Genomic DNA, 26,885 nt, shown 5'->3' with positions numbered 1-26,885 from the left:
TAAACCAACTAACTAATTTAAAGATACTGGGTATGTTGCTGACTACCCAGTATCTTTTTGTAGTTTCAGATTAACTCACTGACTGAGGACACCTAATAATTTAGCGAGCAGGACCATGGCGCCACCGAGTGACCAAAGAAAGATACTCCAGCTTAGCCAGCTAGCTTGAACAAACAGGCTGATCAGAATAAACCAATTCATTCCAAATAGCCACCAGCCGAGCGTCCTTTTCAAAATCGTTGACCAAGTATAGGGTGCCGCATACCGATTTAGCGGCTTAAGCGCGATTAATAAGGCCGGAATAAGCGCACTCTCAAGCATCGCCAAATAATGGTGCGGATCACTCGTATAAGCGATTGCTCCCAGCAGACCATAGCGACTCGGAATCGTCGTTAATAGGGCCCGTTGCGCGGTGTAAATGACGATCGGTTGTCCAATCAATAATGCGAGTAATCCCCAAGTTGCTTTTTTCATCAATCTCCGCCGTCCTTATTAGTTAATAATACTATCCTACCAATTTATGTACGGCACTAACTACCGAATAAGTGTAAATTTCTCGTGAAAAAGACGTAAAGAATAGGCATGATTCGTTCACTATGTTTTCATAACATAAATAATAGGCATTTTAAAAAAGTATGCGTATAATACCTTCTTAATAAGTTTCGATGGGGGAGTTATGATGATAATAATCAGAGTTGCAATTATGATTTCAGTTGTTTTTTACTTGTATTTTATTATTAACTTATTGCTGATCAATCACTATCGGGAACCTATTCAAAACTATGAAAAGGGGCCCACACCTTATGAATTGTTTTTGGTTATTCCGGTGCTCAATGAAGAGCACGTTATCTCGCGAACGATTACGCAATTGACCGAATCTCTCGAACAGTTACCACCAACCGTTCACGCCCAAATCATTGCCGTCGATGACGATTCGACAGATCATAGTCTGTTGTTGCTAACTCAGTCATCGTCGCGCTTCTTACAAATCCTACACCGCACGGGCAACCAGCGTGCAGGTAAGGGGGCCGTCCTCAACACTGCCGTCCAGTATATTCATAAGACGTTAGCGCTAAAATCTGATCCGCAACGGACAATCGTGGGGGTCCTAGATGCAGACGCATTCATGAATACTGCTGACTTGACACGGGTGCTGGCGCACTTTGAACAAGAACCACAGTTGGCGATGATCCAAACTAGTGTGAACATTTATAATCAGCCCAACTGGCTGACCAAGATGCAAAATTTTGAGTTTATGGGCGTTAACAATGCCACTCAACAGCTACGCAACCGTCTTGGTCAGGGGATCGCGTCAGGTAATGGTCAGTTCGTCCGGCTAGATTTAGCGTTACAGAATCCGTGGGGGAATAGCTTACTTGAAGATCTCGAATTCACTTTGCGGACCTGGCTGCTAGGTGGTACGCGAACGGCCTTTGATCATACCTTGGTTGTCCAGCAAGAGGCCGTTGAACAACTACGCCCATTTTTTCGTCAACGGGTACGCTGGTGTCAGGGTGCCGTTCAATGCATGCGTTATCTACCAGCACTTTGGCGTTCGGGACGTCTGAACCATTTTCAAAAATTGGACACGACCTTTTGGATTTTGATGCCTATCAGTGGTTGTATCGTGCCACTGACCAGTCTAATCACGTTAGTCGTGCTTGTGAGCCGTAGCCTACAACATTGGCAAGTTGGGTGGCATCACTTGGCTATCGGGACATTACTGGTGATTGCTTTTTCGGCTTGCTTGGTATTAGCAGCACTGTATCAACGCAACTGTGCCGTCGTGAAACAACCCGTTGGCTTCTTAGATGCTCTCAAGCAGAGTTTAACCTTTCAAGCATTCCTATTGATCATTAGCCTGACGCCATACGTCGCCATTTACCGACAGTTACGTGGTCAAACGGGGTGGGCCAAAACGCACCATGGTGTTACGACCCGCGTTGCAAAATATCCAGATACTGGCTTAAAACGCTCATATTGAGATGAAGGTGCATGCCGATGAAGTGGTGCTATAAGATATTTCAAATTACCGTTCTCACGATTGCAGCTGCCTTACTCGGGTGGATGATTGTCGCCAACTGGCAAGTCAACCTGAAATTACACCTCGCAATCAGTGCTTGGATAGGCGCTGGTTTATTCGTATTGTTCATTGGTGCCACGATTGGCCTTGGCAGCTGGTGGTTGAGCCGCCACCAAACTAGCTGGTTAGTTGCAGCACTGATGGGGTTAACTATCTTAAAATTTCCACTAGTTGCAGGGTTAAAGATCGACCCGACCTCAGATTTCTGGAATTACCATACACTAGCCGCGTTTAGTGCCCAAGGATTCACCTGGACCCAACTGTTACACCATGGTATCGTTGGCAATTACGTCGTTTTTCCGCACGCTTTAAATATCGCGAACGGCTACAGTTTAGTCGCGGCTTTTGGCGGGGCCAACTTTTTTGTCAGCCAACTAATCAATATTGGGTGTACTTTAGTCGATATGGTCTTAATTTACTGGCTAGTCGCACGGTGGCTCTCACGACAATTAGGCATCATGGCTGCCCTCATTTTTTACTGGATTCCAGCTTATTGGCTGTACGGCACGCTCTTAAATGGTGGTGAACCGTTCTTTTTCACCAGCGTCCTACTCATGATGTATGCGCTGACGCGGGCATTAGTTCCACTCACGACGACCACAATCACGGATCGACGACTATACCTAGCGTTAGCGATCGTGATGACTGTCGTGGCCAATATGCTGAGGCCAATCATGGGCGTCTGGCTAATTGCACTGGGTTTGATGAGTTTGTGTGTCCTGCTTAAGTCTCACCACCTTTACCGCGTTCAAGTACGTCAGCTCCTCATATACAGTGCGGTCGTGTTAGGGCTCATGTTCACAGCGACTAATCTCGACAGCTGGTTATATGGCTTTAAGGTTGCGCCAGCCCAAGTTGAAACTTTATACAGCCTGGCTACGGGGACAGATGTTAAAAGTCACGGGACCTATAGCCCGGCACTACAAGCTACCGTCAGCCACGAATTACGGGTGGCGCCCACGTTGACGCAAGCCTATCCGCGAATCACACGAACGATGGCGAGGACTTTGCAGACTAATCTCAAACAAATCAAGCCACAGTTGGGGTCATTTGTTAATGAAAAAATGCAGGGCTTTATTCGTGAGGATTATGGCTATGATTGGAGCTTATATAACTTAAGCCATCATCCCGGTTTGCTTAACCGCCACTGGTTTTATTTAGCCCCTATATTGATTACAAGTGCGACGGTTTATTGGCAGGCAATGCTGGTGATTGCGTTATTCAGTGTTTTAATGGGGCTGGGACTGCTATGGCATCAACACTATCTTAACCACTATTTGCTAATGGCATCGCTTTTGTTAGACGGTTTCACCTTAAGTGCTTTACCATTAGAAGTACAGGGCCGCTATCATATTATCTTGTACTTACCAATCCTTATGTTGATGACTTGCGGGATCGCGGAGGCCAAGCTCTGGCGGCGTCAAATCAAGCAGAGTTGAGTGGCAGTGGCCATTTCAAGATCAATACCCAAATGAATCGTTAGCGTTCGAAGCTCACTGAATGAAAATTAAACTGATGATATAAAAAAGATTATTACTGACAGTAGTGACTGTTACTTCAGTAATAATCTTTTTATAATGTTTAAAAGGGGACAGATCGTCTAATTTGTACCATCAAATTATTGTGGCTACGGTCATAGTTAATAGCTGGCACTGCCAGTATCGTTAGCAAATACCACGGATCAATTGACTTTAATGGCCCGTAATCCCCATTTACTAATGCCGATTGGGCGCTGCCAGGACAGCCCGGTGATGACCACTAAATGATTGATTGCTCTTCGCCAACATGTCATGGCAACGGGTTTCAAGCTAGGGCGACCGTGCAACTTAAGCAGGGCGACAGTCAGTACTATGGGTGATGGATGACGCTGTTAGTGCGGGGGGTGGTTCGTAATTACGCGGGCTAGCAAAATCATTGCTATGAGCCGTCATGTCAATCCGCCAGGCTTCAGCCAAAACGTGTGTTGCAATGGATATTGTCGTCAAAACCATTGAATTGCCCAATTGATCCGATAAAACTGGTGTTGAAGCGGTTTTAGAATGCGTTGAAATGGAATAGGCTTAAGAGTAGGGCGACCGGGTGCTATTTTTGGCCGGGTAGGGGTTGTCACAAAAGGTTGAAATGAACCCCAACGACCCATTTGGGCGTAATATCGGTTCGCGTGATGACATTGCGTTCGTGACAACTTGCTGCAAATTACACAATTTTATTAGCCGTGGTATTGAAAGAACCCATCACCCCGGTAAATTATTCACCAAACTTTTGATCTAGCACATGTCCAACAAACATATGAGGCCATGGCGAATTATTGTTCGTAGTCTGCAATAATTGTTGACACTAAATTGAATGGCACAATCAGCTTTAATAAATACGCTTAATTTTAGGACTAATGGTCTGAAAATTAACAAGTTGTCAAGCCACAATTCTGACTAATAATCGCCAAAAAACAGTTGAAAGCTAGGCTAGTTGCCGCTAATTACCTGGGCTTCATGCAACCGCAGGTACTCAAGGATGCCACTCACATTTATGGTGTTCAGCCCGCGGCCTCTAATATAAATTACGGTAGACTGATGTGGTTGTCGACAAGATAAATTAGTATTACAGACTGGTCTAAATTACACATCTTTAACATTTTTGAACGTGGCTGATGATTCAGTTAAGCGCGTGATTGAACACTGTCATGATACGGTTTTTGGCGTTTCCGGTCCATGGCAAATCATGTCTTTTGAAAAAATAAGGCTGTCGTTAGCAAACCATCGATTCAATAAATCGGTTTGATAAACAATTACGTTCTAAAAGCCAGTTTTAAACCCAAGGTGCACAGCAATTCAGTCGATTGACTAACAGTTATGAGCAATAACATCATTAACACAGTCAAAAGCTATTTTATGAATCATAATCATATATTCACGGTAAGTCACATCAATATGATTCAGTGAGTTCAGTAGATTTTATAAAAATGTGCCATAAATTAATTTGCCACTCAAAAATTATCGCTGTGCTAGCAGTAAACTTGATGACAATTCACGCGATAAAAGCGGTTTGTTGTGATTATGATGGCTTATGTGTGGATTATGGGTAAATCTAGCTAGGGGGCTTTTTTTACATTTTCTAGTTTACATAATATATATTATACAAAGTAGAATTAAAAACAAAATTGCTCCCCCACGACCTGATTTAGGTCCCCTGTGGTAATTTTTTGATTTTAAGTTAGCTTTCTGGTGATTCAGTTCTCAGATTGTCATTTTGTCGCAATCATTTTGCTGGCTCTAACTGTTCAGAATTTTTCAAGACGTCCGCTTAACTTAAATTATTTTTTATGATTCACAAACATCAACACTAAAATTAGTCGATTGAATTTCAACCGAGCATTTTTCGTTAATTCGGATCAACTTATCTGAATCACTAAAAGTTCAAATGTTTTCAGACTCCTAAATCCAATTATCACTAGTTTGCATGCACGCTCATGATTTGCTGATAACTAACATCGATTTTACGGTTTATTTAAGGGACAACTCTTCAACTAATAAACGAACACGCGCTTAGAACGCGTCTCTCAGCATCGGTCAAATCGCTTGTTTTTGTTGTAAATTTATGTTTTAGTTAAAGTAAGAATTCTAACCCAGAAAGGATGTCCTACTATCAATGACCGCTAAATTTCCGTATGCTAAAAGCTTTCTCGCCTCATTAGAAACTGCTGGCAAGCAAGCTAGTACGATTGAGCAATATGAATTAACCTTGGCTGACTTTTTCAACTATGAGCAGCATTTCAATGAGACCTTTGCTAAGGATCAATTACTAGCAGATTTAACTGAGAATGATATTCAAGCTTACTTGGCAATGCTCCGTGAACAACGCCAATTCAAAACATCGACACTGAACAAATGTCTGTCGAATCTAAACGGCTACTTTAGCTATTTATTTTCACACCGAATTATTACAACTTTACCAACCTTTACAATTAAAGGGCAACCCTTGACCAATCGTCAACAAACAACGACCTGGCCAGAGCAATTAGCGGCATGGTTAGCAATGGATGATCTGCATCCATACACCCGCTTATTCTTGTTACTAACGACCAAGGGTTATACTGCCACGGAGATGCTAACCCCAGGGTTTTATCAGCAGTTGAATGCAATTACCTTTACAGCAGTAGAACAGGCTTTTCTGGTTAAACTACGGGCCTATTTGCAGCCATTACAGACTCAAAGTGGTAGTTCGGACCTTTTTTTAAAGCAGCGTCAACGCGGAACCGACCCACATCTCACCCTCGCGGCATTGCATAAATACTTGGCGGGTGATAGTCAACGTTTAGGTGTGCCATTAAAGCCGGTTGCATTGCGCCAGGACTTCATGCTGTGGTTTCTCAATCAACACCGGACGACCGAACCGACTGAGATCATGCAACAACTACGGTTAGATGAAACCAGCCTCGAATATTACCAAAACTTGCTACGACAACGTGATTTGCGAACTTTAAAAGCCACTAAAACCGACTAAGTGACACTGATGGGCTAACTGCTACAGTTAGCTTTTTTAGTTAAAGTAACTTTACGTTGTTGCACGATCTTTACATAACTTTACAAACACGTCACAAGCATTACGTGGAATTTGCTAGTTAATTAAGAAGCCTTAAAACGCCTATACAACGCGCCTTTTTGCAGTTAAACTAGTTTTATTGAATTTAACTAAAGTATTGAAAGGATGATTTGATGACATTCTATCGTTGGTTAGAACCGTTTATTGAACAAAATGGTCCGTTCGCGCCAGCCGCTTGTTATGCGCACTCAGATTTTGATTTTCCTTTGACTAGTAATGTTCATGAATTATCTGATTATATTACTTACTTAAATATTCGTGACTCAGTCAAAAAATCATTTTATTCAGCATTGGACGCGTACCAAGCAAGTTAACAATCATAATTGAACTCAAAAACCAACCTACTAGCCCAGCGACGATTGCTGTGGTTGCAGGTTGGTTTATTCGTGTTTTTAGCCTTATTTTTATCGAGATGAGACTCAAACGATACGAAGATCGCAAATCTGAGCCATTTTCAACGCTTAATCACCATCTAGCTTATTGCCAATGTTGCTTAATAAACGCCTCACGACCACCCATTTCTTCGATTTGATAACGGAATGGATTGCGTCGATAAAAGTCTTGGTGCTCGGCTTCTGCGGGATAAAATGGCTTCGCATCTTCAATGGTTGTCACAATCGGCTCAGCAAACTTACCGCTAGCCGCAAGTGCATCTCTTGAAGCAGTTGCAGTTCGACGTTGAGCTTCACTATTAACAAAAATTACCGGTCGATAACTGTCACCACGGTCCTGAAATTGGCCAGAAGCATCGGTTGGATCAGTCTGACGCCAGTAAATTTCGACCAAGTCAGCATAACTGATTACATCTGGGTCAAAAGTGATTTTAACCGCTTCAGTATGCCCAGTCGTGTGGCTGGCAACTTGTTCATACGTCGGATTAGCGACGGTACCACCAGTGTAACCTGAAATGACTGACTTGATCCCGGGCTGTTGATCAAACGGTTTGACCATGCACCAGAAACAGCCACCAGCAAATATTGCAGTCTCTGTCATCTAAATTCCTCCCGTTTATTAACTCAATTATTTAAATAAACTCTGATACTGACCATAACCAGCCTTTTCAAGGTCGGCAACTGGAATGAACTTCAGTGCTGCTGAATTAATACAATAACGAAGCCCGCCGCGATCTCGTGGCCCATCTGGAAAGACGTGACCTAAATGTGAGTTTGCTTGTGTGCTAGTCACTTCTGTTCGATGCATGCCAAACGACTCGTCACGGTGTTCGTTAAGATTAGTCTGATCGATTGGTTTAGTGAAGGATGGCCACCCACAACCCGCATCATATTTGTCACGCGAGCTAAAGAGTGCTTGACCACTAACTACATCAACGTAAATACCTTCCTGGTAAAAGTTATCATACTCACCGCTAAATGGCCGTTCGGTCGCTGCCTCTTGAGTAACGGCGTATTGTTCAGGCGTTAGACGCTGTCGTAATTCACCTTGCTGTTTATCCATTACTATCAGTCCTTCCATAATTGAGTTGTGTACAATCTAATTACAGTATTTATCATACCCCAATCTAGCTAGAATGCAAAAAAGAAGCTCCAACAAGTGGTAGCTTCTTTTTAAATTAATCTGTAAATTAAGCGTTGAAGGCGTCCGTTAATTGAGGGACAACTTGCTTCTTACGTGAAACGACACCTGGTAAGCTTAACCGGTTGTTAGCAATCGTCTTACCAAAGGCTTTTTCAACAGGTTCCGTTGGGTTACCAACGACTAATAATTTCGAGTTACTATCTAAGATATTAGTAGCCAAGATTAAGAATAAATCATAGCCGTCACTCGCATTTTCGTCTTTTGCAGCAGCTTCTAAAGCAGCTTGACGCTTGAAAACATCATCCAAGTCAACTGTATTGATTTGCGCAACGCGCACGGTCTTGCCAGCCATTTCAAATGACTTCGCATCGGCATCGATTAATTCCTTTTCAGTCTTGCTGTCAAGGTTAGTGCCCGCTTTAAGCATTGCTAAACCATACGTTTCATAATCAATATCAGCAATTTTAGCTAAGTCTTTAACAACTGCCACGTCAGTTTCCGTTGTGGTTGGGGACTTTAAGAGTAATGTATCTGAAATGATTGCAGATAACATTAATCCAGCTAACTTGGCTGGAATTTCAATGTCATTTTCTTTGAACAACTTGTAAATGACAGTGCTGCAGCAACCAAGTGGTTCAGCCCGGTAGAATAATGGTTGGGCCGTGTCAAAACCAGCAATTCGATGATGATCAACCACGTGACTAACAGTTACGTCAGCAATGTCACTCACACTTTGTTGAGGTTCGTTATGATCAACAAGCATAACACTGTCAACTTCATCACTGGCCTTAGTAATCACCCGTAGTGCTGGTTCATCGAAGTAATCCAAAACAAATTGAGTTTCTTCGTTGGGTTCGCCTAATGCAACTGCTTCAGTGTCCGCTCCCATCTTATTTTCGTAGTATGAGAACGCCTTAGCCGCCACGATTGCGTCGGTATCAGGATTTTGATGTCCAAAAACTAATTCCTTACTCATTAGCACAAAACTCCCTTAAAACTTATTTTTGATTAATCTTTTGTAACCGTGAAATATAATCTTCGGTCCGTAAGTAGGCATCAAATTCATCAAGGAAATTCTTGATTCGCGGAATTTGGTCCTTATCTTTACGGAAGACAAAATTTAAGTCAAACTTGATGGCTGGTTCAAATGACAACGTGTGGAGCTTATCAGTTGCCGGATTAGCCACCATAAATGAATTTGGCAACGCCGTGTTAGTATTAGTTGCTGCCACAAAGCGATAAATCTGTTGTGGCGTCGTAAACCGTGCGACTGCCGTTGGCAAATCAGCCAACTGGTTCTTATAAGATTCCTTAACCACTTGATCCAAGTAATAGTTTTCAGGATACGTTACCCATGGATTGAGCGTCGTATCTTTGAACTTGATGCGCTTCTTCTTCGCTAACTTCTCGTCACCCGAAATGAATAGCAATTCGTCTTGGATAATCTTCTTAGACTGGTATGGCTTCCAGTTCTTGATACTTTCATCAGGTAGGTACATGACTGCCAAATCAATCCGATTATTTTCTAATCGTTCCCAAATCTCTTTACGCGTCAGCATGTGCAACGAAATAATAACATTTGGATTGGCCTCGTAATACTTAATGGCAAAATCCTCAAATACATGGTCTTCAATTGAAGCTAGCACGCCAATATTGATTGTTCCTTGAGTAGCACTAGTTGTCTGCTGGATTTCATCAGTTGCCTTGTTCAATACACTATAAATACTGTGGGTTGCGTTAAGCATTGTGTAACCGGCGTCAGAGAGACGTAACTTTTTCCCAACGGAATAAAATAAAGGGGCACCAACGGTACGCTCTAGTTTTTTGATCTGTTGGGTCAATGCTGGTTGCGTAATTCCTAAAATTTGAGCTGCCTGTGTGTAATTCATAGTTTCAGCTAGTTGCAAGAAATACGTTAACGTTTTCGATGAGAAAATACTTTCTTGAGTTGTCTTCATGAATTTTACCTGATCCTTTCTTCTTATCGCCATCTTATGATATCTATAATTTTATACAAGATTCAAAGTGAAAGCAAGCGGTTGTTATTGGTAAATAAAGCTTAACTAATTCATAATCTTTTACCCTGTTATAATATTATCTTAATCGAATGCCCGTTAACGTGCAAGTATTCGCATTGGAAACTATACCGTTAGTGGGATCGGATGGATCTGCATAGAAACAGGTTCCCCTTCAGTATCAGTATCAACTACAAAAGAGCCATTAGAATAACGCGCACTAGTAGGATGATCATCATTCAAGATCGAATGGTGCTTACCACGATCAGTCAGCACATCAAGTGCAACCCCATTTGCGTCACTAGCAACTAAGACATAATCAGCGACCCGGTGTGGATTATTTTTTAACTCCCGTAAGACTTGAACGCCCCGCCGTGCACGACTTGTCACGGGTAAATCTGCCACCTTCATCTTCTTGAATGAACCCCGTTGCGTAATCATGGCAATCAAATCATCATCTGCGGCGATTGTTGCCCGTACAATGGCATCGTCGCGCAGATCCATAGATTTCACGCCGACCGCCTTCGCACCAATCGTTGGGACCTCGCTTAAATCATAACGAAGGCCATACCCATGTTGCGTTATCAGAATCAGGGTTCCCGTTGGTGCAGCTGGTAAGTATTCGACTGTTACAACGGTTGCATCGTCTGACTTCATTTTGATGAACTGGCTAGCCCGAGTCTTATAAGTTCGACCCGGCGTGTAATCAGCAAAAGCCGTTTGTTTGATATAGCCATCACTAGTTGCCACTAAGAATTTTCCGGTAGCTTTAAGGTTCTCAAAAGAATAGACCCACGTGATGCGCTCGTTTTCAGCCAGCCCAATCGTCTGAGAAATGTGCTCACCGGTATCTTTCCATTTGGCGTCAGCAATTTCATAAATCGGCCGGTAAATGAGATGGCCCATGTTGGTGAACATCATTAAATGATCTAACGTGCTATTTTTAGCTAGATAGATCGGATAATCCTCATCTTTAAGCCCGTTATCATCGGGCTCAGACGCTGAATAAGAGCGTAAGCTGGTTCGCTTGATATAACCATCATGGCTAATCATAACAATGACGTCTTCTTGTGGAATCACGACCTCGGTCTTGACCTTTAATTCTTGAATTTCATTTTGAATCTCAGTCAAACGGCTCGTTGGATAGGCTTTTTGAACGGCCTTTAGTTCGCGCCGTAAAACTTTATCGAGTTCTTTAGGCTCTGCCAGAATCAGCTGATAGGTTGCGATAGCCTTGGCCAGTTCAGCTGATTCTTTTTCTAGCTGCGTCACATCGGTATTGGTTAACCGATAAAGTTGCATTGTCACGATGGCTTCAGCTTGAATCTCAGAGAAATCGAATTGACTGACCAAGTTCTGTTTGGCGTTCTTCTTATCCTTGCTACCACGAATCGTTTTAATTACTTGGTCGAGGATGGACATCGCCTTGATTAATCCTTGAACGATGTGTTGGCGATCCATAGCCTTCTGTAAGTTAAATTGGGTCCGACGGGTTACAACGTCCCGTTGATGTTCCAAGTAGGCCGTTAGAATCGTTTTCAGCCCAACGTGTTCGGGCCGTTGATGATAAATGGCGACCATATTGAAGTTATAAGTAATTTGTAGATCGGTATTTTTGAGTAAGTAAGTCAGAATACCTTCTGCATTGACGTCACGCTTCAGTTCAATCACCACTGATAATCCCTGACGGTCACTTTCATCACGAACTTCGGCGATACCTTCGATCTTCTTCAGAATGCGAATTTCATCAATTTTTTTCACCAATTGCGCCTTGTTAACTTCATAAGGGATCTCTGAAACTTCAATCTGTGATTTATTCCCCTTAAGCGGTACGATCTTGGTTCGCGAACGCACGACGATACGCCCACGGCCAGTTTCATAGGCTTGCTTGATACCTGCTAAGCCTTGAATGATCCCCCCAGTTGGAAAATCGGGGCCCTTGACAAAGTCCATCAAATCTTCAAGCGTTGCCTTAGGGTGATTCATCAGGAATAAAATCGCATCAATGACTTCACTCAAGTTATGCGGCGGAATTTCCGTTGCATAACCGGCTGAAATCCCCGTTGCCCCGTTAACTAATAAGTTCGGAAAGCGGGCCGGTAAAACAGTTGGTTCGTACTCCGTATCATCAAAATTTAGGACCATATCGACAGTCTTTTTATCAATGTCTTGAAGCATTTCACCAGCGATTTTGCTCAAACGTGCCTCGGTATACCGCATGGCGGCAGCCGGATCACCGTCCATGGAACCATTATTCCCGTGCATTTCAATCAGCGGTTCCCGTAACTTCCAGTCCTGACTAAGACGAACCATTGCTTCATAAATCGAAGAATCACCATGGGGATGAAAATTACCCATGACGTTTCCGACTGATTTAGCGGACTTACGGAACGCTTTGTCAAAGGTGTTGCCATCCTGATTCATGGCGTATAAGATTCGTCGTTGTACTGGCTTCAAGCCATCACGGATGTCTGGCAAGGCCCGTTCTTGAATAATATATTTAGAATAACGGCCGAAGCGGTCGCCCATGACGTCTTCAAGGGTTAGTTCTTGAATTTTTGGTTGTTCAGTTGCCATTTTACGACCCCCTCTATTGTTTTAGCTGTTGTGCCAATTCTTCGTCGGCTTGCTCATGTGCGGATGAGACGGCCTCGTTATCTAGTAACGACCCGTCTTCGTCCAAATTAAAGTGGACGTTACTTTCGATCCATTTTCGACGAGGTTCAACTTTGTCACCCATTAACGTTGTGACCCGTTTTTCTGCTAAGGCAGCGTCATCGATTCGGACTCGGACTAAGGTCCGTTTTTCAGGATCCATGGTTGTTTCCCATAGCTGTTCCGCGTTCATTTCGCCAAGTCCCTTGTAGCGCTGGAGTGCATAGCCCTTACCAAATGACTTGGTCTTGAGCGTTAACTCTTCGTCAGTCCATGCATATTCCGTCCGTAACTGCTTGTTCTGCTTCTTTTGTAATCGATACAGCGGTGGCAACGCAATGTAGATTTTACCAGCGTCAATCATTGGCCGCATGTACTTATAAAAGAATGTCAGTAAGAGAATTTGAATATGGGCACCATCGGTATCGGCATCGGTCATAATAATGATCTTGTCATAATTACTGGCCTTAATATCAAATTCGGGACCAACACCCGCACCAATTGTGTAAATCATGGTATTAATTTCTTCATTCTTGACAATATCAGCTAATTTGGCCTTTTCGGTATTCAACACCTTACCACGTAATGGCAAAATTGCTTGAAACTTTCGATCACGCCCCTGTTTAGCTGAACCACCGGCCGAATCCCCTTCGACTAAGAATAATTCATTCTTCTTAGCGTTTTTAGACTGCGCTGGCGTTAATTTTCCAGAAAGTAACCGTTCCTGCTTATGACGCCGCTTACCGTTTCGGCTTTCATCACGGGCCTTACGGGCAGCCTCACGAGCCTGCCGAGCTTTGGTGGATTTGCGAATCAGCATTTGAGCAAATTCACCATTTTCCATCAAGAAGAATTGAAGTTGTTCACTCACAATATTATCAACAATCGTTCGTGCTTCGGGTGTTCCGAGCTTTTCCTTAGTTTGACCTTCAAATTGTAAGAGATTTTCCGGTACTCGTAATGAAATAACAGCGGATAACCCTTCACGGACATCGGAGCCTTCCAAATTTTTATCCTTGTCCTTCAATAGGCCAACCTTGCGAGCATATTCATTGAACGCTTTCGTCCAGGCACTGCGGAACCCTACTTCATGAGTCCCACCGTCTGGCGTTCGCACGTTATTGACGAATGACAACAAGTTTTCCGAATAGCCATCGTTGTACTGCGCAGCGACCTCAACTTCGACACCTTCCTTAGTGCCGTCAAAGAACATAATATCCCCGAGGGTGTCCTTATCTTCATTGAGGTAACTGACAAACGCCTTGATACCATCTTCGTAATGGAAGACCAGCTCTTGTTGTTGATTTTCCCGTTCGTCAGTCAGCGTGATTTTGACGCCTTTCAGTAAGAATGCAGATTCACGCAACCGTTCAGCCAACGTTTGAAAATTATAAACCGTCGTTGTAAAGATACTAGCGTCCGGCTTAAAAGTCATTGTCGTTCCAGTTGGCTTATTAGTCTTCCCTTTCTTTTCAAGGGTACCGACGGGATGACCCCCATCTTTGAAATGTTCAACGTAGCGGTAGCCATCACGGACAATGGTTACCGTCAATTCGGACGACAATGCGTTAACGACGCTCGCACCGACCCCATGCAGCCCACCAGAAGTCTTATAACCACCCTGGCCGAACTTACCACCAGCATGCAAAACCGTGAGGATAACTTCAGGTGTTGGAATACCGGAAGCATGCATTCCAACTGGCATCCCACGACCATGATCGACAACGGTGATGCTGTTATCGGCGTGAATAATCACGTTGATTTCTTTACCATAGCCAGCTAAGGCTTCATCAACGGCATTATCGACAATTTCATAAACTAAGTGATGGAGTCCGCGGCCGTCTGTAGAACCGATATACATTCCGGGACGTTTCCGAACGGCTTCTAATCCTTCAAGTACTTGGATTGAAGAATCATCATATTTTGGGCTTTTCTTGGCCATTCTCACAACTCCTTTTATCTTTAAAAATCTACCTCAACTAGGTGCGGCTTTCAGGTAACCGTAATAAAATAGTCCTAAAAGTCCCAACCTGTCAAGGTACAATTATGTTAATTTCTAATTGTCACTTGTGGCTCTTCATCTGTTAGCATACACGTTAACAATTAAAATAGCAAACACACGTTCGCGTCTAAAACTATCTTTTAAAAATTAAGCCACTTACTAGCTTACCTCATGTTGATTCTAAGCGCCAGTTCAATGAATAAACTTATTACTGGTCACGACTAGTTCTTAAAATGCGTGATTAATTTGACAGTTAGCGCTTTAAAGGCCCTAACCACCCGCTTTTAGGCACATAATAATTATCAAAAAATCATTTTATTTTCATAATTTGACACGCAATCATCATTTTTTAAACTAATTAATCCCCACAATCTTAAAAAGAATGCTAAAATATTGAGTGATTCTATTGCAGGAGGAACCAACTTTGAAAATAATAATTATGCTGATCATCGCCTACTTAATTGGCGCGATTCCTTCGGGTGTCATTATTGGCAAGTTTTTCTTTCACACTGATATTCGTCAAGCAGGTAGCGGTAATATCGGAACTACCAACACGTACCGGGTCCTAGGCCCGACCGCTGGGACAATTGTCATGGTGATGGATATTCTAAAAGGCACCATCGCAGCACTACAACCGACCTTGCTATTTCATATGAATAACCGGTATACCTTATTGATTGGACTAGCAGCTATTTTAGGACATACTTTCTCAATTTACATCGGCTTTAAAGGTGGTAAGGCCGTTGCCACGAGTGCTGGGATCTTATTGGCCTACAACTGGGAGTTCTTCTTAATTGCTAGTGCCATCATGTTATTATTGGTTTACACGACCAGTATGGTCAGTGTTGCTAGTATGACGGCTTTTCCAATCGTCACGTTGATTGCAATTTTTTACTATCAGGATTGGTTGCTATCACTCGTGGCCTTTGCATTGACCCTCTTCATCTTCTATCGGCACCGCAGTAATATTGCACGTATCAAAAACGGGACCGAATCATTGGTACACTTCGGACTTGGTTGGCGACGTCAGCAACGGGCTAACCGCAAATAATTATGTTACTTTCAAGACCATTTCATTACTGAGTGGTCTTTTTATTTAGGAACGGGTAAGCTTTGGTGCTGGGTTTGTATTTTTTGTTTCTAGTTAAAGTAAGATGATACAATTCTTTATTTTGCTATCTTTTCAGACCACAATAAAAACCGGTCAAACCTGTCGACCGGTTTCACTAAACCACAGTATTTTAGTTAGAAAAAGCTAATCGCATATTTAGCATCAAACGTCTGGTTCGCTGCAAGCCGGTTAATGCCCATCTTATGGCTTAATTGACCGTCGCTATCAACGTTATCCGCAATGCCCCACCATGGCTCTAAGCACACGAACGGCGCTTCTGCGGGGTATGGTGACCACATGCCGACGTATGGTGCATCTTCAATCGTCATCGCTACCCCATGATCATCCAGATCAGTGTCCAACATTAACGTCGTCTCGTGATGATTCAAATCCAAAATCAGGGCATCGTCCTTAAACAAATCCCGGCTAAGTGCTAATGGCTTGGTCAGGTCGAAGTCATCCGCATTTGCCGCATCGTTCAACGGTGCCTGTAATGGAATATGCGCGTAGACCTTTCGTGGTGCCACAGTAACCTTATAATCAGCTAGTGTGCCCGCCGGATCAGCGAGTGGTACGTTAAATGCTGGGTGCCCACCAACAGAAAATAACAGCTCTTGATTAGCTGGATTATGCACATTGTAGTTAACGGTCAATTCATGATCCGTCAACGTATAAATCAAACGTAATCGAAACGCGTACGGATACATCTCCCGCGTCGCACGACTATCGGTCAATTCAAATGTTGCTTGTGTGGCCGTTTGGTTGACGACCGTAAAGTCATTGTCGCGGGCAAAACCATGTTGTCCCATGTGATAAGCCTGACCAGCAACAGTATACTGGTCATCCTTTAAACGACCAACGATTGGAAAAAGCACGGGTGCGTGCCGGCCCCAAAAAGTTTTGTCGGCCTGCCACATGTACTCAATACCGTCACTCGACTTGACACTACTTAATTCCGCCCCAGCTTCATTGATCAAAACGGTGAGGTACTCATTCTTTAATTCGACTGTCATCCGCGTAAACGCCCCCTTGATAAATTTTATAAGATGTAACGACTAAGATCCTTATCCTGTGCAATGTTACCGATTCGCTCGTTGACATAGCTTTCAGTGATTGTGACTTCGCCCATTTCCATGTCAGGACCTTCGTATAGCAATTCTTCCAAGAGCTTTTCCAAAATGGTGTGCAAACGACGGGCGCCGATATTTTGTGTCTCATGGTTGACCTTATAGGCAATCGTGGCAATCGCTTCGATAGCTTCAATCGTGAACGTCACTTTAATGTTGTCCGTACCGATCAAGGCGATATACTGCTTAATCAACGCATTCTTAGGTTCCGTCAAAATCTTAACAAAGTCATCCTTGCTTAAATCGTCTAATTCGACTCGAATTGGAAAACGGCCTTGCAATTCAGCAATCAGATCACTAGGTTTACTTTCCGCAAAGGCCCCGGAAGCGATAAACAGAATGTGATCAGTATTGATGGGACCATATTTTGTTGAAATTTGCGACCCCTCAACGATTGGCAGAATATCTCGTTGAACCCCTTCACGTGAAACTTCACCGGAACCTTGCTGACCACCCTTAGTAATCTTATCAATTTCATCGATAAAAATAATCCCGGTATTTTCAGCACGGACAATCGCATCATGATAAATATCAGCGTTATTGACTAACTTTTCGGATTCTTCCCGGACTAAAATTTCTCGGGCCTCTGAGACTGGCATTGTCCGTTGGATCCGCTTCTTGGGCATTAAGGCACCTAAACTATCACCAAGATCAATACCCATTTGACCAAGCATGTTATTATTACCCGCGGCGGCTTGCTGGGGGTCATCCATCTCGATGGTAACCTCTGAGTTTTCTAAGCGCCCCGTTTTCAACTGATCGGCAACTGATAATCGTTGATTACGAACTTCATCGGTCACTTCTTCGTTACTTGAATCGTCAACGTTGGGGGTCTGGCCGTTTTGCATCTGGCTAAACATGTTCATCATGTTTTGGAACTCGTTACCATTGTTCTTAGCCTGCTTCTTTTGGGCTGGTACTAATAATTTGACGAGCCGTTTGTCAGCAGCCTGCACCGCTTGTGCCCGCACACCAGAATAAGCCTGTTGTTTTTCCATCTCGATAGCCACGTCCACTAAGTCACGAACCATGGATTCAACATCGCGACCAACATAGCCGACTTCCGTAAACTTAGTTGCTTCAACCTTCACAAACGGGGCGTGCACAATCTTAGCCAACCGCCGGGCAATTTCGGTCTTTCCGACCCCGGTTGGTCCGATCATCAGCATATTTTTGGGGGTAATTTCTTCCTGCATTTCAGCAGAAAGTTCCATCCGCCGATAACGATTACGTAGCGCGATCGCCACCGCTTTTTTAGCTTGGTTTTGACCAATAACATAATTATCAAGCGCGGCCACAATTTGTTTCGGTGTCTTATTGATTTCTTCCATGAGCGTTTCCTCCTACATTACAACGTTTCTGAGATCACATTATGATTGGTAAAGATATCAATGTCGCCGGCAATATGGATTGCCGCTTCAGCGACTTCCTTGGCACTCATATCCTTAGCATGTAGCTGCATTGCGCGAGCTGCGGCTAAGGCAAAGTTACCACCAGAACCAATGGCTAAGACGTCGTTATCCGGCGTGATTACTTCACCACTCCCAGAAACAAGTAACATGTCATCTTTGTTCATGACGATCAACAAAGCTTCCAATTTCTGTAACGCCTGGTCACTGCGCCATTCCTGGGCAAGCTCAACGGCTGCCCGTTGTAAATTCCCAGAAAATTCGTTGAGTTTCTTTTCAAAACGATCTTCAAGGTTAAACGCATCCGCGACACTCCCGGCAAAACCTACGACGACCTGATCATTATAAATCCGCCGAACTTTATGGGCTGTCCCTTTCATTACGACTTTTTCACCCATCGTGACCTGACCATCACCGGCCATGGCGTTATGGCCGTTTTGGCGAACGGCGCAAATGGTAGTTGCTTCAAATTTCGTTGTCATGTTCAGTCTCCTTTGTCGATTCCCGCGTTGCCCGTGGGAAAAATTGACGATAATCTTGTTGTAAATGTTCCTTTGTCACGTGCGCATAAATTTGCGTCGTTGACAAACTTGTATGACCTAACAGCTCCTGCACGGTCCGTAAATCGGCACCATTATTCAGCATCTGCGTTGCAAACGTGTGTCGGAGCATGTGGGGATGAATATCAGCCGTTAAACTACTTTTCTTAACGATTTGATTCAAGACATATTCGATTCCGCCGCCAGTAATGGGGCCGCCGTGACGATTAATAAACACCGTTTGGTGCGTTTGACCATACTTGGCCATCACGGGCTGCCGGCAGACGGTTTCGTAATGCTGAAGCGCGGTAGCCGCGTACCGACCAAATGGGACGTAACGTTCCTTGTCGCCCTTCCCACGAATCAACATCATTTTTAGGTCGTAATCAACGTCGGCTAATTGTAGATCGACACACTCACTCAGCCGAATCCCAGTACCATACAGGACTTCTAATAACGCCGCGTTCCGGGCCCCCATCACGCTATCATCCGCATAGACAGTTTGAAATAATACGTCCAGCTCCTTTTGATAGAAAAAACGGGGTAAGCGCGCCGCGTGTTTTTTGAGTTGGACGTACACGAAGGGATTCAATTTAGCTAAATCATTCTTAACCAAAAAGTTATAGAACGACCGCAAGCTTGAAACTTTCCGAGCAATTGAATTGCGGGTCAAGTGCCGGTCATATAAATGACTTAAATAGACGTTAACGTCCAACCGGTCAACTTCAGTATACGCTTTCGCGCCGCCATTTGCCGTTAAGAAATCATTAAAAGCTTGAATGTCTTCCCGATAAGCAGCAGCGGTCTCTTCCGAATACTGTCGTTCAACCCGAATGTACTTTAAAAAGAGGGTTAAATAATCCGTTTCCATGCAAAAACCTCCATACGTTGCTACTTTAGCAAAGTATGGAGGAAAACACAATTATGCACCCTGTCAATGGGGCAATATTTTAGTTGTTAACGGTCAATGTTTCATCTTTAAAAGTCGTCAGGTCAGCCAAGGCCCGTTCAGAAATCGCCGTATTACGCTCACGCTTATCCCGAATGCGCTGTTTGAGTTTTGGCATAATGCCAAAGTTGGCGTTCATGGGCTGGAAGTTGCTAGCGCTCGTATGCGTGATATAGTGGGCCATCGCCCCCATCATCGTGTCCGTTGGAAAAACGACCGGTTCTAAACCAAGTGCTAAGCGCGCTGCGTTGGTTCCAGCAACGATGCCACTCGCTGCACTTTCAATATAGCCTTCGACACCCGTCATTTGGCCCGCAAAAAACAAATCGGGCCGTTGCTGTGTCTGATAAGTTGGCGTTAATAGTTTCGGTGACTTCATAAAAGTATTACGATGCATGACGCCATAACGGACAAATTCAACGTTCTCCAGACCCGGAATCAGTGAAAAGACCCGTTTTTGTTCGCCCCACTTAAGATGAGTTTGGAAGCCGACGATATTATATAGATCACCAGCGGCATCATCTTGGCGCAACTGAACGACCGCAAAGGGTTGTTTGCCCGTCTTCGGATCTTCAAGGCCCACTGGTTTAAGTGGGCCAAATAGCATCGTTTGGCGCCCACGTTGTGCCATCACTTCGATCGGCATGCAGCCTTCAAAGACATCTGAATTTTCAAAATCATGCGCTTCGGCCATTTCGGCGTGAATCAACGCGTCATAGAAAACGTCAAATTCGGCTTCCGTCATTGGGCAGTTCAGATAGGCCGCTTCACCACGGTCATAGCGTGATTTAAGATACACCTTGTCCATGTCGATCGAATCTTTCGTTAAAATCGGTGCGGCCGCATCAAAAAAGTGTAAGTCATCTTCGTCGTTAAACGCTTGAATCGATTTCGCTAAGGACGCCGCCGTTAATGGTCCAGTCGCTACGACCGTAATGCCATCTGGGAGACTAGTAATTTCTTCATTAATAATTTCAACATTAGGTAACGCGGTGATTGCAGCCGTGATTTCTGCAGAGAACGTATCCCGATCAACGGCTAGCGCACCGCCAGCTGGGACAGCGTGGTGTTCAGCCGCTTGCATCACGATCGAATCCATCTGCCGCATTTCGGCCTTTAGTAGGCCCGCCGCGTTGGCTAATTGGTTCGCCCGCAGTGAGTTCGTGCACACTAATTCAGCAAATTGCGCCGTGTGATGGGCGGGAGTCATTTTGCTGGGCCGCATTTCATACAGCCGGACATTGACGCCCATATTAGCAATATGCCAAGCGGCCTCTGAGCCGGCTAAACCGGCGCCGATTACGTTTACTGTTGGTATTGATGCCATCCAGAATTCCTCTTTTCTTGTTGTCATACCATTGATAGTATTGTTGTCATCATACCTGAGAAACTAGCAGAAGACAACTAATGGCATCAGCAAATCCTGCAATGACATGTCCACCGTCAAGCTTAAAGCGAACATTAATTTAAACGGGCGTTTATTTTCCCGATAAAACACTTGTTAATCAGTTGAAATTGCGAATTTTATCAACGTATTTTCACAAATTGTACGCATTGTTTGACAATGCACAAAAAAAGATCATCCGTAGATGACCTTTTTTTCATTTATTTTTGAACGTTTTCGGTATAATCGCCATTCGGACAAAGCACTTGCTTGCCACCTTTGACCTTCTTTTCGACCAGGTAATGGCCATCCTTCGGGCAATCACGGCCAACCGGTTTATCCCAAGAGACAAAGTCACAATCTGGGAAGCGGGAACAACCATAAAAAATCCGGTTCTTCTTCGATTTCCGCTCAATGACCTGGCCCTTCTTACATTGCGGACAAACGACACCAATTTCTTTAACGATTGGCTTCGTATTACGACAATCCGGGAAACGGGAGCAGGCAAAGAATTTGCCGTAACGGCCCATCTTCACAACCATTGGCGCGCCACAAATATCACAATTGAAGCCCGCTAATTCGTCTTTGATTTGGATCTTCTCCATACTTTCCTCAGCCGTTGCAACTTCTTTAGAAAACGGCTTGTAGAAACTATCGACGACTTTGACCCAGTTTTCCTTACCTTCTTCAGTCGCATCCAACTGTTCTTCTAAACTGGCAGTAAAGCCGACATTAACGACATCCGGGAAGTATTCCTGAATAATATCGTTAACGATCTCACCGAGTTCAGTCGGCACAAACCGGCGCGCTTCTAATTTGACGTAGTAGCGCCGCTGAATCGTATCCAGGGTTGGTGCGTACGTTGACGGCCGCCCCACACCATTTTCTTCCAATGCTTTGATGAGGTTGGCTTCAGAGTAACGTGCGGGTGGCTGGGTGAAGTGTTGTTGCGGATCAGTCTTCGATAACTTGACCACATCACCTTCACTTAAATCTGGTAAGACGTTATTCTTTTCCGTCTTATCGTAGATCTTCGTAAAACCAGCAAACTTCGTCTTCGACCCGTTCGCCCGGAATTGGACGTCATTTTGGTCGATCGTGACCGCCATTGTATCAAGTACTTCGGGCGTCATCTGACTAGCCACAAACCGTGACCAGATCAGCTGGTATAACCGGAATTGATCCTTCGTCAAGTAGTCTTTGATGCTAGCTGGTGTCCGGAAGACGGATGAGGGTCGGATTGCTTCATGGGCATCCTGAGCGCCTTCTGGTAACTTGCCCTTGACAGGTTTGGTGGCCGCATATTCTGCGCCGTATTCTTTATGCAAGAATTGTGACGCTTCGTGCTTCGCAATCGACGAAATCCGCGTCGAGTCAGTCCGCATATAAGTGATTAAGCCGACGCTACCTTCCTTACCACCAACATTGATGCCTTCATATAATTGTTGTGCTGCCATCATGGTCTTACGCGTCCGGAAATTCAACTTCCGGTTGGCATCCTGTTGCATGGTAGAGGTTGTAAATGGCGGCGCCGGGAACCGTTTACGTTCTTTTTTGACGACTTTGACGACATTAAAATCGCCATTCCGGTCTAATTGGCCCAAGATTTTTTGCACCGCATCGTTGTCATCCAACGGTTGCTTCTTACCATGGGTTCCATAAAAACTTGCCATGAATTTGGAACGACCCTTTTGAAATTCACTATCGATCGTCCAATACTCTTGGGGTTTGAACGCTTTAATTTCATTTTCACGTTGAATGATCAAATCTAGCGCGATCGATTGCACCCGACCGGCCGATAACCCCTTTTTGACCTTTTTCCACAATAATGGACTAATTGAGTAACCCACTAACCGGTCCAAAATTCGCCGGGCCTGTTGGGCATCCACTAGATCCATATCAATTGAACGCGGTTCCTTAAAAGCGTTTTTGACCGTATCCTTGGTGATTTCATTGAAGACGACCCGGTTTTTATCCTTAGGGTCAAGTCCTAATAAATAGGATAAGTGCCAAGCAATGGCTTCCCCTTCACGGTCCGGGTCAGATGCGAGGTACACGGCTTTGGCTTTTTTAGCCTCTTTCCGCAATCCTTTGATCACATCACCCTTACCGCGAATCGAGATATAGTGCGGTTCATAGTCGTTATCCACGTCGACACCCATCTTGCTCTTCGGTAAATCTCGAATATGGCCCAGACTAGCGACGACTTTATAAGAACGACCTAAATATTTCTCAATCGTTTTTGCTTTAGATGGTGATTCCACGATCACCAATTTTTTAGCGGGCGTTTTGCTTTTCCGCTTGGTAGCAGTTTTAGTTGCGGTCTTCCGCTTTGCCGCCGGTTTGGCTTTAGTTGTACTTGCAGCCACTCGATCAGCTCCTTACAGGTTTCATTATCATTATTATAAATATCAGTTTAAGAAATCCCTGTAATCATATTTCAAAAATTTCGTGTTGTCAAATTTTTGGTAAAAACTCTTCTATTATATGTCGCGAATTTAAGACTGGTTTGGCCCCCGCAACGATCAATTGATTGCACCCAACTGAAAATGGTGCATCAATTGGTCCAGGTACCGCCAGAACGTTGCGATTGTTTTGTAACGCGATATTAGCAGTGATCAGACTCCCAGAATGGGCCTGCGCCTCGACCACGATAACCGTTTGGCACAGCCCGGCAATAATCCGGTTACGAGCAACGAAGTGGTATGGTTCCGGACCCACCCCCAGCGGGTACTCACTGATTAGTAAACCGACCTGACTAATTTGCTGCTGTAGGTCACGGTGTTGACGGGGGTAACTAATATCCAGCCCGGTCCCAATCACCCCGATTGTCGGTAAGTTAAAACGAAGGGCGGTCCGATGTGCAAAACCATCGGCTCCCTTCGCTAGTCCACTGACAATGGTCAACTTTGCCGTTGCTAACGGTGCCAATAATTGCGTCGTGACCCGTTCCGCATACGATGTGGCCTGCCGAGCACCAACAACCGCAAGTTGACGTGTCGTTAGTAACGCACGCTGCCCGCGCAAAAACAACACTAATGGTGGTTGATAGGCTTCTAATAAGGCCGGTGGGTAATCATCATCCAAGATTGTTAAAATATCAAGCTGCGCATGGCGTTTTAGTCGCTGTTGAAACGCCATACTTTGCCAATCAGCGGTAAAACGCCCCTGCTGACTAGCAGTTAAATGGGCCAACTTACCTAATCGGCGGGGATCAGTGACGACCGTCTGAACCTGCCGACAGTGTTGTAACACGCGTACCATCCCGGCATACCCGATGCCGTGCGCTAAATGTAATCGAATCAATAAACTTCTTAATTGCATGTTATCACGACTCCTTAAGTTCGCCCTTGTTGACATTAGTCGTCAACGGAACGGCTTCTTTAAAGAGTAGTTACGGATTTAGACCCGCTTAGCATTTCGAACCGGTGAAAAAGATTGGCGATGAATCGGCGTAGCGCCGAGACTGGCCAACCCGGCCAAATGCTTAGCAGTCCCGTAGCCCATATTATCAGCAAAGTCGTACCCGGGATACACTTGATCATACATTGTCATTAAGTGATCCCGGACGACTTTGGCGACAATACTAGCCGCCGAGATGCTCGCGCTTTTCGCATCGCCCTTGATTAGACGGGTCTGTTCAATTGGTACCGGCACCTGCATCGCATCAACTAGTAAACGGGTTGGCCGGACGGACAGGTTACGGACGGCTTGGGCCATTGCGACTCGGGTCGCCTCATAAATGTTTAATTGATCAATTTGTTGGGCATCCGCAACGCCGATTCCCACGGCAACCGCTTCTTCTAGGATCCGTGGCATCAGGGCCGCCCGTTTCTTAGCGGTTAATTGCTTTGAATCATTGACTTCTAGCAAATCAAAATGATCGTCCAAGACTACAGCGGCAGTTACGACTGGTCCAGCTAACGGGCCGCGACCAACTTCATCGATCCCAGCAACGTATTGTCCGCCGTGGGCCCAAAAATCCCGTTCTAAACGCATATGTTGATTAAAACGTGTCACTAACGCCGCCTGTTTTTCAGCTTGTCGCAAATAGTGTTGATAAGCCTGTTGCACGCCCTTGCGAGGATCGGCTTGAGCCGCGGCTAGAAGCGCTGCCGTTGGTTGGTCAGCCAGTAGCCGTTTAAAATCCGCAATCGTTCGTTCAGGCATCGGGTTGATCCCCCGTTAAGTCGAGCGTAAAACGACCGAGCCGGCCCTTACGAATATCTAAGAGGAAGGCCACGCAGAAACGTTCCCAGTCATCGCGCATCCCCGCATTTTTCGTCATCGCAATCAGTAATTCCGGATTTGGTAAGGCCAACTGCTCAGCCGTCAAATGATAACGATCGACTAAGCGTGCCGCGTAGTGCTGCTTGAAGAAGTCCAAGGCAAACAAAGCGACGTCATCGTTAGGATAGATATTTTCCTTAATCGCACCCGTGACGGCCAGCTTGGTACCAACGACTTGGTCTTCAAACTTCGGCCATAAAATCCCTGGGGTGTCGAGTAATTCCAATTTATTGGACGCTTTGAGCCACTGTTGGCCCTTGGTAACGCCCGGACGATCACCGACTTTGGCAATTTTTTTATTGACAATATGGTTTAATAAGGTCGATTTGCCAACGTTGGGGATACCGACACAAACTGCGCGGATTGGCCGATTAGTAATGCCACGGGCCGCAATTTTTGCTAACTTGTCAGCTAACATGTCACTAGCCGCTTGCGTCATTTGCTTACCAATCGTACGGCTACGTGAATCGACCGCGATCGCAACTTGACCCTGGTCTTCGTAATACTTGACCCAGTCAGCTGTCGCTTGGGGATCTGCCAAGTCCTTCTTGGTCATAATTAAGAGGTGTGGTTTTTGTTGAACCGTTTTTTCAATTTCTGGATTCCGGGAAGCCACTGGGATCCGGGCGTCGACCAATTCAAAAACAATATCAACTAAATGTAAATTGTCCTGAATTTGATGAATCGCCTTGGCCATGTGACCTGGGTACCATTGAATATTTGCCATTACGTTGTGCTCCTTTTTCTCGTGGCGTGAATGCCTTCAAACTTTGATCATTGTTAAAATTCTTTAGCAGCACTGGCTGTCAAGCCGATGCTGCTAGCTCCAGTGGCGACATGCTTAAGTGCTGTGCACCAACCGCCACTAATGCGTTCATTCAACGAAATCGTTGGTCGCTATGCCGCCCATGAACTAAAACACCGGACGCTTGCTAGTCCAGGACTGGCATGATGCAGCAATCTATATTTTACCATGTTTACACCGACCATGCTTTGAAACCGACCATTGATCTGCTGCCCAATACTTCCACACGTTAATTTAGCTAACCGGAACATCGACCCCATTTTATTGGCTGCAAGCTTGCGGTAGCTGTCAATTAGCTCGTTAGTCCAAGCACATCGCATAACCGTCCTTAACGTTAACGTCCACCGATACGATCATACACACAGTTCACCTACTACAACT

The 26,885-nt window shown here is 44.6% G+C and carries 21 protein-coding genes; 5 read left to right on the top strand and 16 right to left on the bottom strand.

The features are described from left to right. Positions 1 to 75: 75 nt before the first annotated feature. Entirely contained in the window at positions 76 to 474 is a 399-nt protein-coding gene (locus ACWQAU_RS03985) for a hypothetical protein (protein WP_027821365.1), read from the bottom strand. Positions 475 to 676: 202 nt separating this feature from the next. On the opposite strand from ACWQAU_RS03985, the gene ACWQAU_RS03980 reads away from it, so the two are divergent. The 4 genes from ACWQAU_RS03980 (at position 677) to ACWQAU_RS03965 (ending at position 6,996) form a co-directional block, all read left to right on the top strand. Continuing rightward, positions 677 to 1,984 (top strand): glycosyltransferase family 2 protein, encoded by a 1,308-nt coding sequence (locus tag ACWQAU_RS03980; protein WP_027821364.1) that lies wholly within the window; start codon positions 677 to 679, stop codon positions 1,982 to 1,984. A gap of 11 nt (positions 1,985 to 1,995) precedes the next feature. Further along, entirely contained in the window at positions 1,996 to 3,522 is a 1,527-nt protein-coding gene (locus tag ACWQAU_RS03975) for a hypothetical protein (protein WP_011101567.1), read from the top strand. 2,206 nt (positions 3,523 to 5,728) lie between these two features. Further along, on the top strand, positions 5,729 to 6,583 hold the full coding sequence (locus ACWQAU_RS03970) for a phage integrase N-terminal SAM-like domain-containing protein (RefSeq protein WP_003644416.1): 855 nt from the start codon (positions 5,729 to 5,731) through the stop codon (positions 6,581 to 6,583). A 212-nt stretch (positions 6,584 to 6,795) separates the two neighbouring features. Continuing rightward, a complete protein-coding gene (locus ACWQAU_RS03965) occupies positions 6,796 to 6,996 on the top strand; it encodes a sterile alpha motif-like domain-containing protein (RefSeq protein WP_003640551.1) in 201 nt (66 codons plus the stop codon). A gap of 163 nt (positions 6,997 to 7,159) precedes the next feature. Here ACWQAU_RS03965 and msrA read toward each other — a convergent pair whose 3' ends face one another. The 6 genes from msrA to parE form a co-directional block, all read right to left on the bottom strand. Beyond that, positions 7,160 to 7,675, bottom strand: a complete 516-nt coding sequence (msrA, locus tag ACWQAU_RS03960) for a peptide-methionine (S)-S-oxide reductase MsrA (protein WP_003640552.1) — start codon at positions 7,673 to 7,675, stop codon at positions 7,160 to 7,162. A gap of 27 nt (positions 7,676 to 7,702) precedes the next feature. Further along, positions 7,703 to 8,137 (bottom strand): peptide-methionine (R)-S-oxide reductase MsrB, encoded by a 435-nt coding sequence (gene msrB / locus ACWQAU_RS03955; protein ID WP_003644417.1) that lies wholly within the window; start codon positions 8,135 to 8,137, stop codon positions 7,703 to 7,705. 127 nt (positions 8,138 to 8,264) lie between these two features. Further along, positions 8,265 to 9,194 (bottom strand): manganese-dependent inorganic pyrophosphatase, encoded by a 930-nt coding sequence (locus tag ACWQAU_RS03950; protein ID WP_079111796.1) that lies wholly within the window; start codon positions 9,192 to 9,194, stop codon positions 8,265 to 8,267. A 22-nt stretch (positions 9,195 to 9,216) separates the two neighbouring features. Then, positions 9,217 to 10,176 carry a LysR family transcriptional regulator gene (locus ACWQAU_RS03945; protein WP_003644418.1) on the bottom strand — a complete coding sequence of 320 codons (960 nt, stop codon included), beginning with the start codon at positions 10,174 to 10,176 and terminating at the stop codon, positions 9,217 to 9,219. Positions 10,177 to 10,359: 183 nt separating this feature from the next. Next, positions 10,360 to 12,810: a DNA topoisomerase IV subunit A gene (gene parC / locus ACWQAU_RS03940; RefSeq protein ID WP_003645031.1), complete on the bottom strand. Its 2,451-nt coding sequence runs from the start codon at positions 12,808 to 12,810 to the stop codon at positions 10,360 to 10,362. Between the two features lie 13 nt (positions 12,811 to 12,823). Beyond that, complete coding sequence (parE, locus tag ACWQAU_RS03935; RefSeq protein WP_003640557.1) at positions 12,824 to 14,830, bottom strand: DNA topoisomerase IV subunit B; 2,007 nt, start codon at positions 14,828 to 14,830, stop codon at positions 12,824 to 12,826. 484 nt (positions 14,831 to 15,314) lie between these two features. Between parE and plsY the strand changes: the two genes are divergently transcribed. After that, on the top strand, positions 15,315 to 15,941 hold the full coding sequence (plsY, locus tag ACWQAU_RS03930) for a glycerol-3-phosphate 1-O-acyltransferase PlsY (protein ID WP_003644419.1): 627 nt from the start codon (positions 15,315 to 15,317) through the stop codon (positions 15,939 to 15,941). 194 nt (positions 15,942 to 16,135) lie between these two features. On the opposite strand, the gene ACWQAU_RS03925 is transcribed toward plsY, so the two are convergent. The 9 genes from ACWQAU_RS03925 to ylqF all read right to left on the bottom strand — a co-directional run bounded on the left by ACWQAU_RS03925 (position 16,136) and on the right by ylqF (position 26,426). Further along, a complete protein-coding gene (locus ACWQAU_RS03925) occupies positions 16,136 to 17,014 on the bottom strand; it encodes an aldose 1-epimerase family protein (protein WP_003640559.1) in 879 nt (292 codons plus the stop codon). A gap of 26 nt (positions 17,015 to 17,040) precedes the next feature. After that, positions 17,041 to 18,459 carry an ATP-dependent protease ATPase subunit HslU gene (gene hslU / locus ACWQAU_RS03920; protein WP_003640560.1) on the bottom strand — a complete coding sequence of 473 codons (1,419 nt, stop codon included), beginning with the start codon at positions 18,457 to 18,459 and terminating at the stop codon, positions 17,041 to 17,043. A gap of 17 nt (positions 18,460 to 18,476) precedes the next feature. Further along, positions 18,477 to 19,019 (bottom strand): HslVU peptidase proteolytic subunit, encoded by a 543-nt coding sequence (gene hslV / locus ACWQAU_RS03915; RefSeq protein WP_003638820.1) that lies wholly within the window; start codon positions 19,017 to 19,019, stop codon positions 18,477 to 18,479. Further along, the gene (gene xerC / locus ACWQAU_RS03910; protein ID WP_003640561.1) at positions 19,003 to 19,947 is read right to left on the bottom strand and encodes a tyrosine recombinase XerC; all 945 of its coding nucleotides are present in this window, start codon (positions 19,945 to 19,947) and stop codon (positions 19,003 to 19,005) included. Before xerC ends, hslV begins: the two co-directional genes overlap by 17 nt. 79 nt (positions 19,948 to 20,026) lie before the next feature. Next, positions 20,027 to 21,352 carry an FADH(2)-oxidizing methylenetetrahydrofolate--tRNA-(uracil(54)-C(5))-methyltransferase TrmFO gene (gene trmFO / locus ACWQAU_RS03905; RefSeq protein ID WP_013355556.1) on the bottom strand — a complete coding sequence of 442 codons (1,326 nt, stop codon included), beginning with the start codon at positions 21,350 to 21,352 and terminating at the stop codon, positions 20,027 to 20,029. 278 nt (positions 21,353 to 21,630) lie between these two features. Beyond that, positions 21,631 to 23,778, bottom strand: a complete 2,148-nt coding sequence (gene topA, locus ACWQAU_RS03900) for a type I DNA topoisomerase (RefSeq protein WP_003645027.1) — start codon at positions 23,776 to 23,778, stop codon at positions 21,631 to 21,633. Between the two features lie 88 nt (positions 23,779 to 23,866). Beyond that, the gene (dprA, locus tag ACWQAU_RS03895; RefSeq protein WP_003640564.1) at positions 23,867 to 24,733 is read right to left on the bottom strand and encodes a DNA-processing protein DprA; all 867 of its coding nucleotides are present in this window, start codon (positions 24,731 to 24,733) and stop codon (positions 23,867 to 23,869) included. Between the two features lie 78 nt (positions 24,734 to 24,811). Then, positions 24,812 to 25,579 carry a ribonuclease HII gene (locus tag ACWQAU_RS03890; protein WP_003640565.1) on the bottom strand — a complete coding sequence of 256 codons (768 nt, stop codon included), beginning with the start codon at positions 25,577 to 25,579 and terminating at the stop codon, positions 24,812 to 24,814. Then, a complete protein-coding gene (gene ylqF / locus ACWQAU_RS03885) occupies positions 25,572 to 26,426 on the bottom strand; it encodes a ribosome biogenesis GTPase YlqF (RefSeq protein ID WP_003640566.1) in 855 nt (284 codons plus the stop codon). Before ylqF ends, ACWQAU_RS03890 begins: the two co-directional genes overlap by 8 nt. Positions 26,427 to 26,885: the final 459 nt, after the last annotated feature.

This window comes from Lactiplantibacillus sp. 3062, assembly GCF_055413545.1.
The sequence above is the reverse complement of the archived record's forward strand: the minus strand, read 5'-3'. Positions and strand labels throughout refer to the sequence as shown.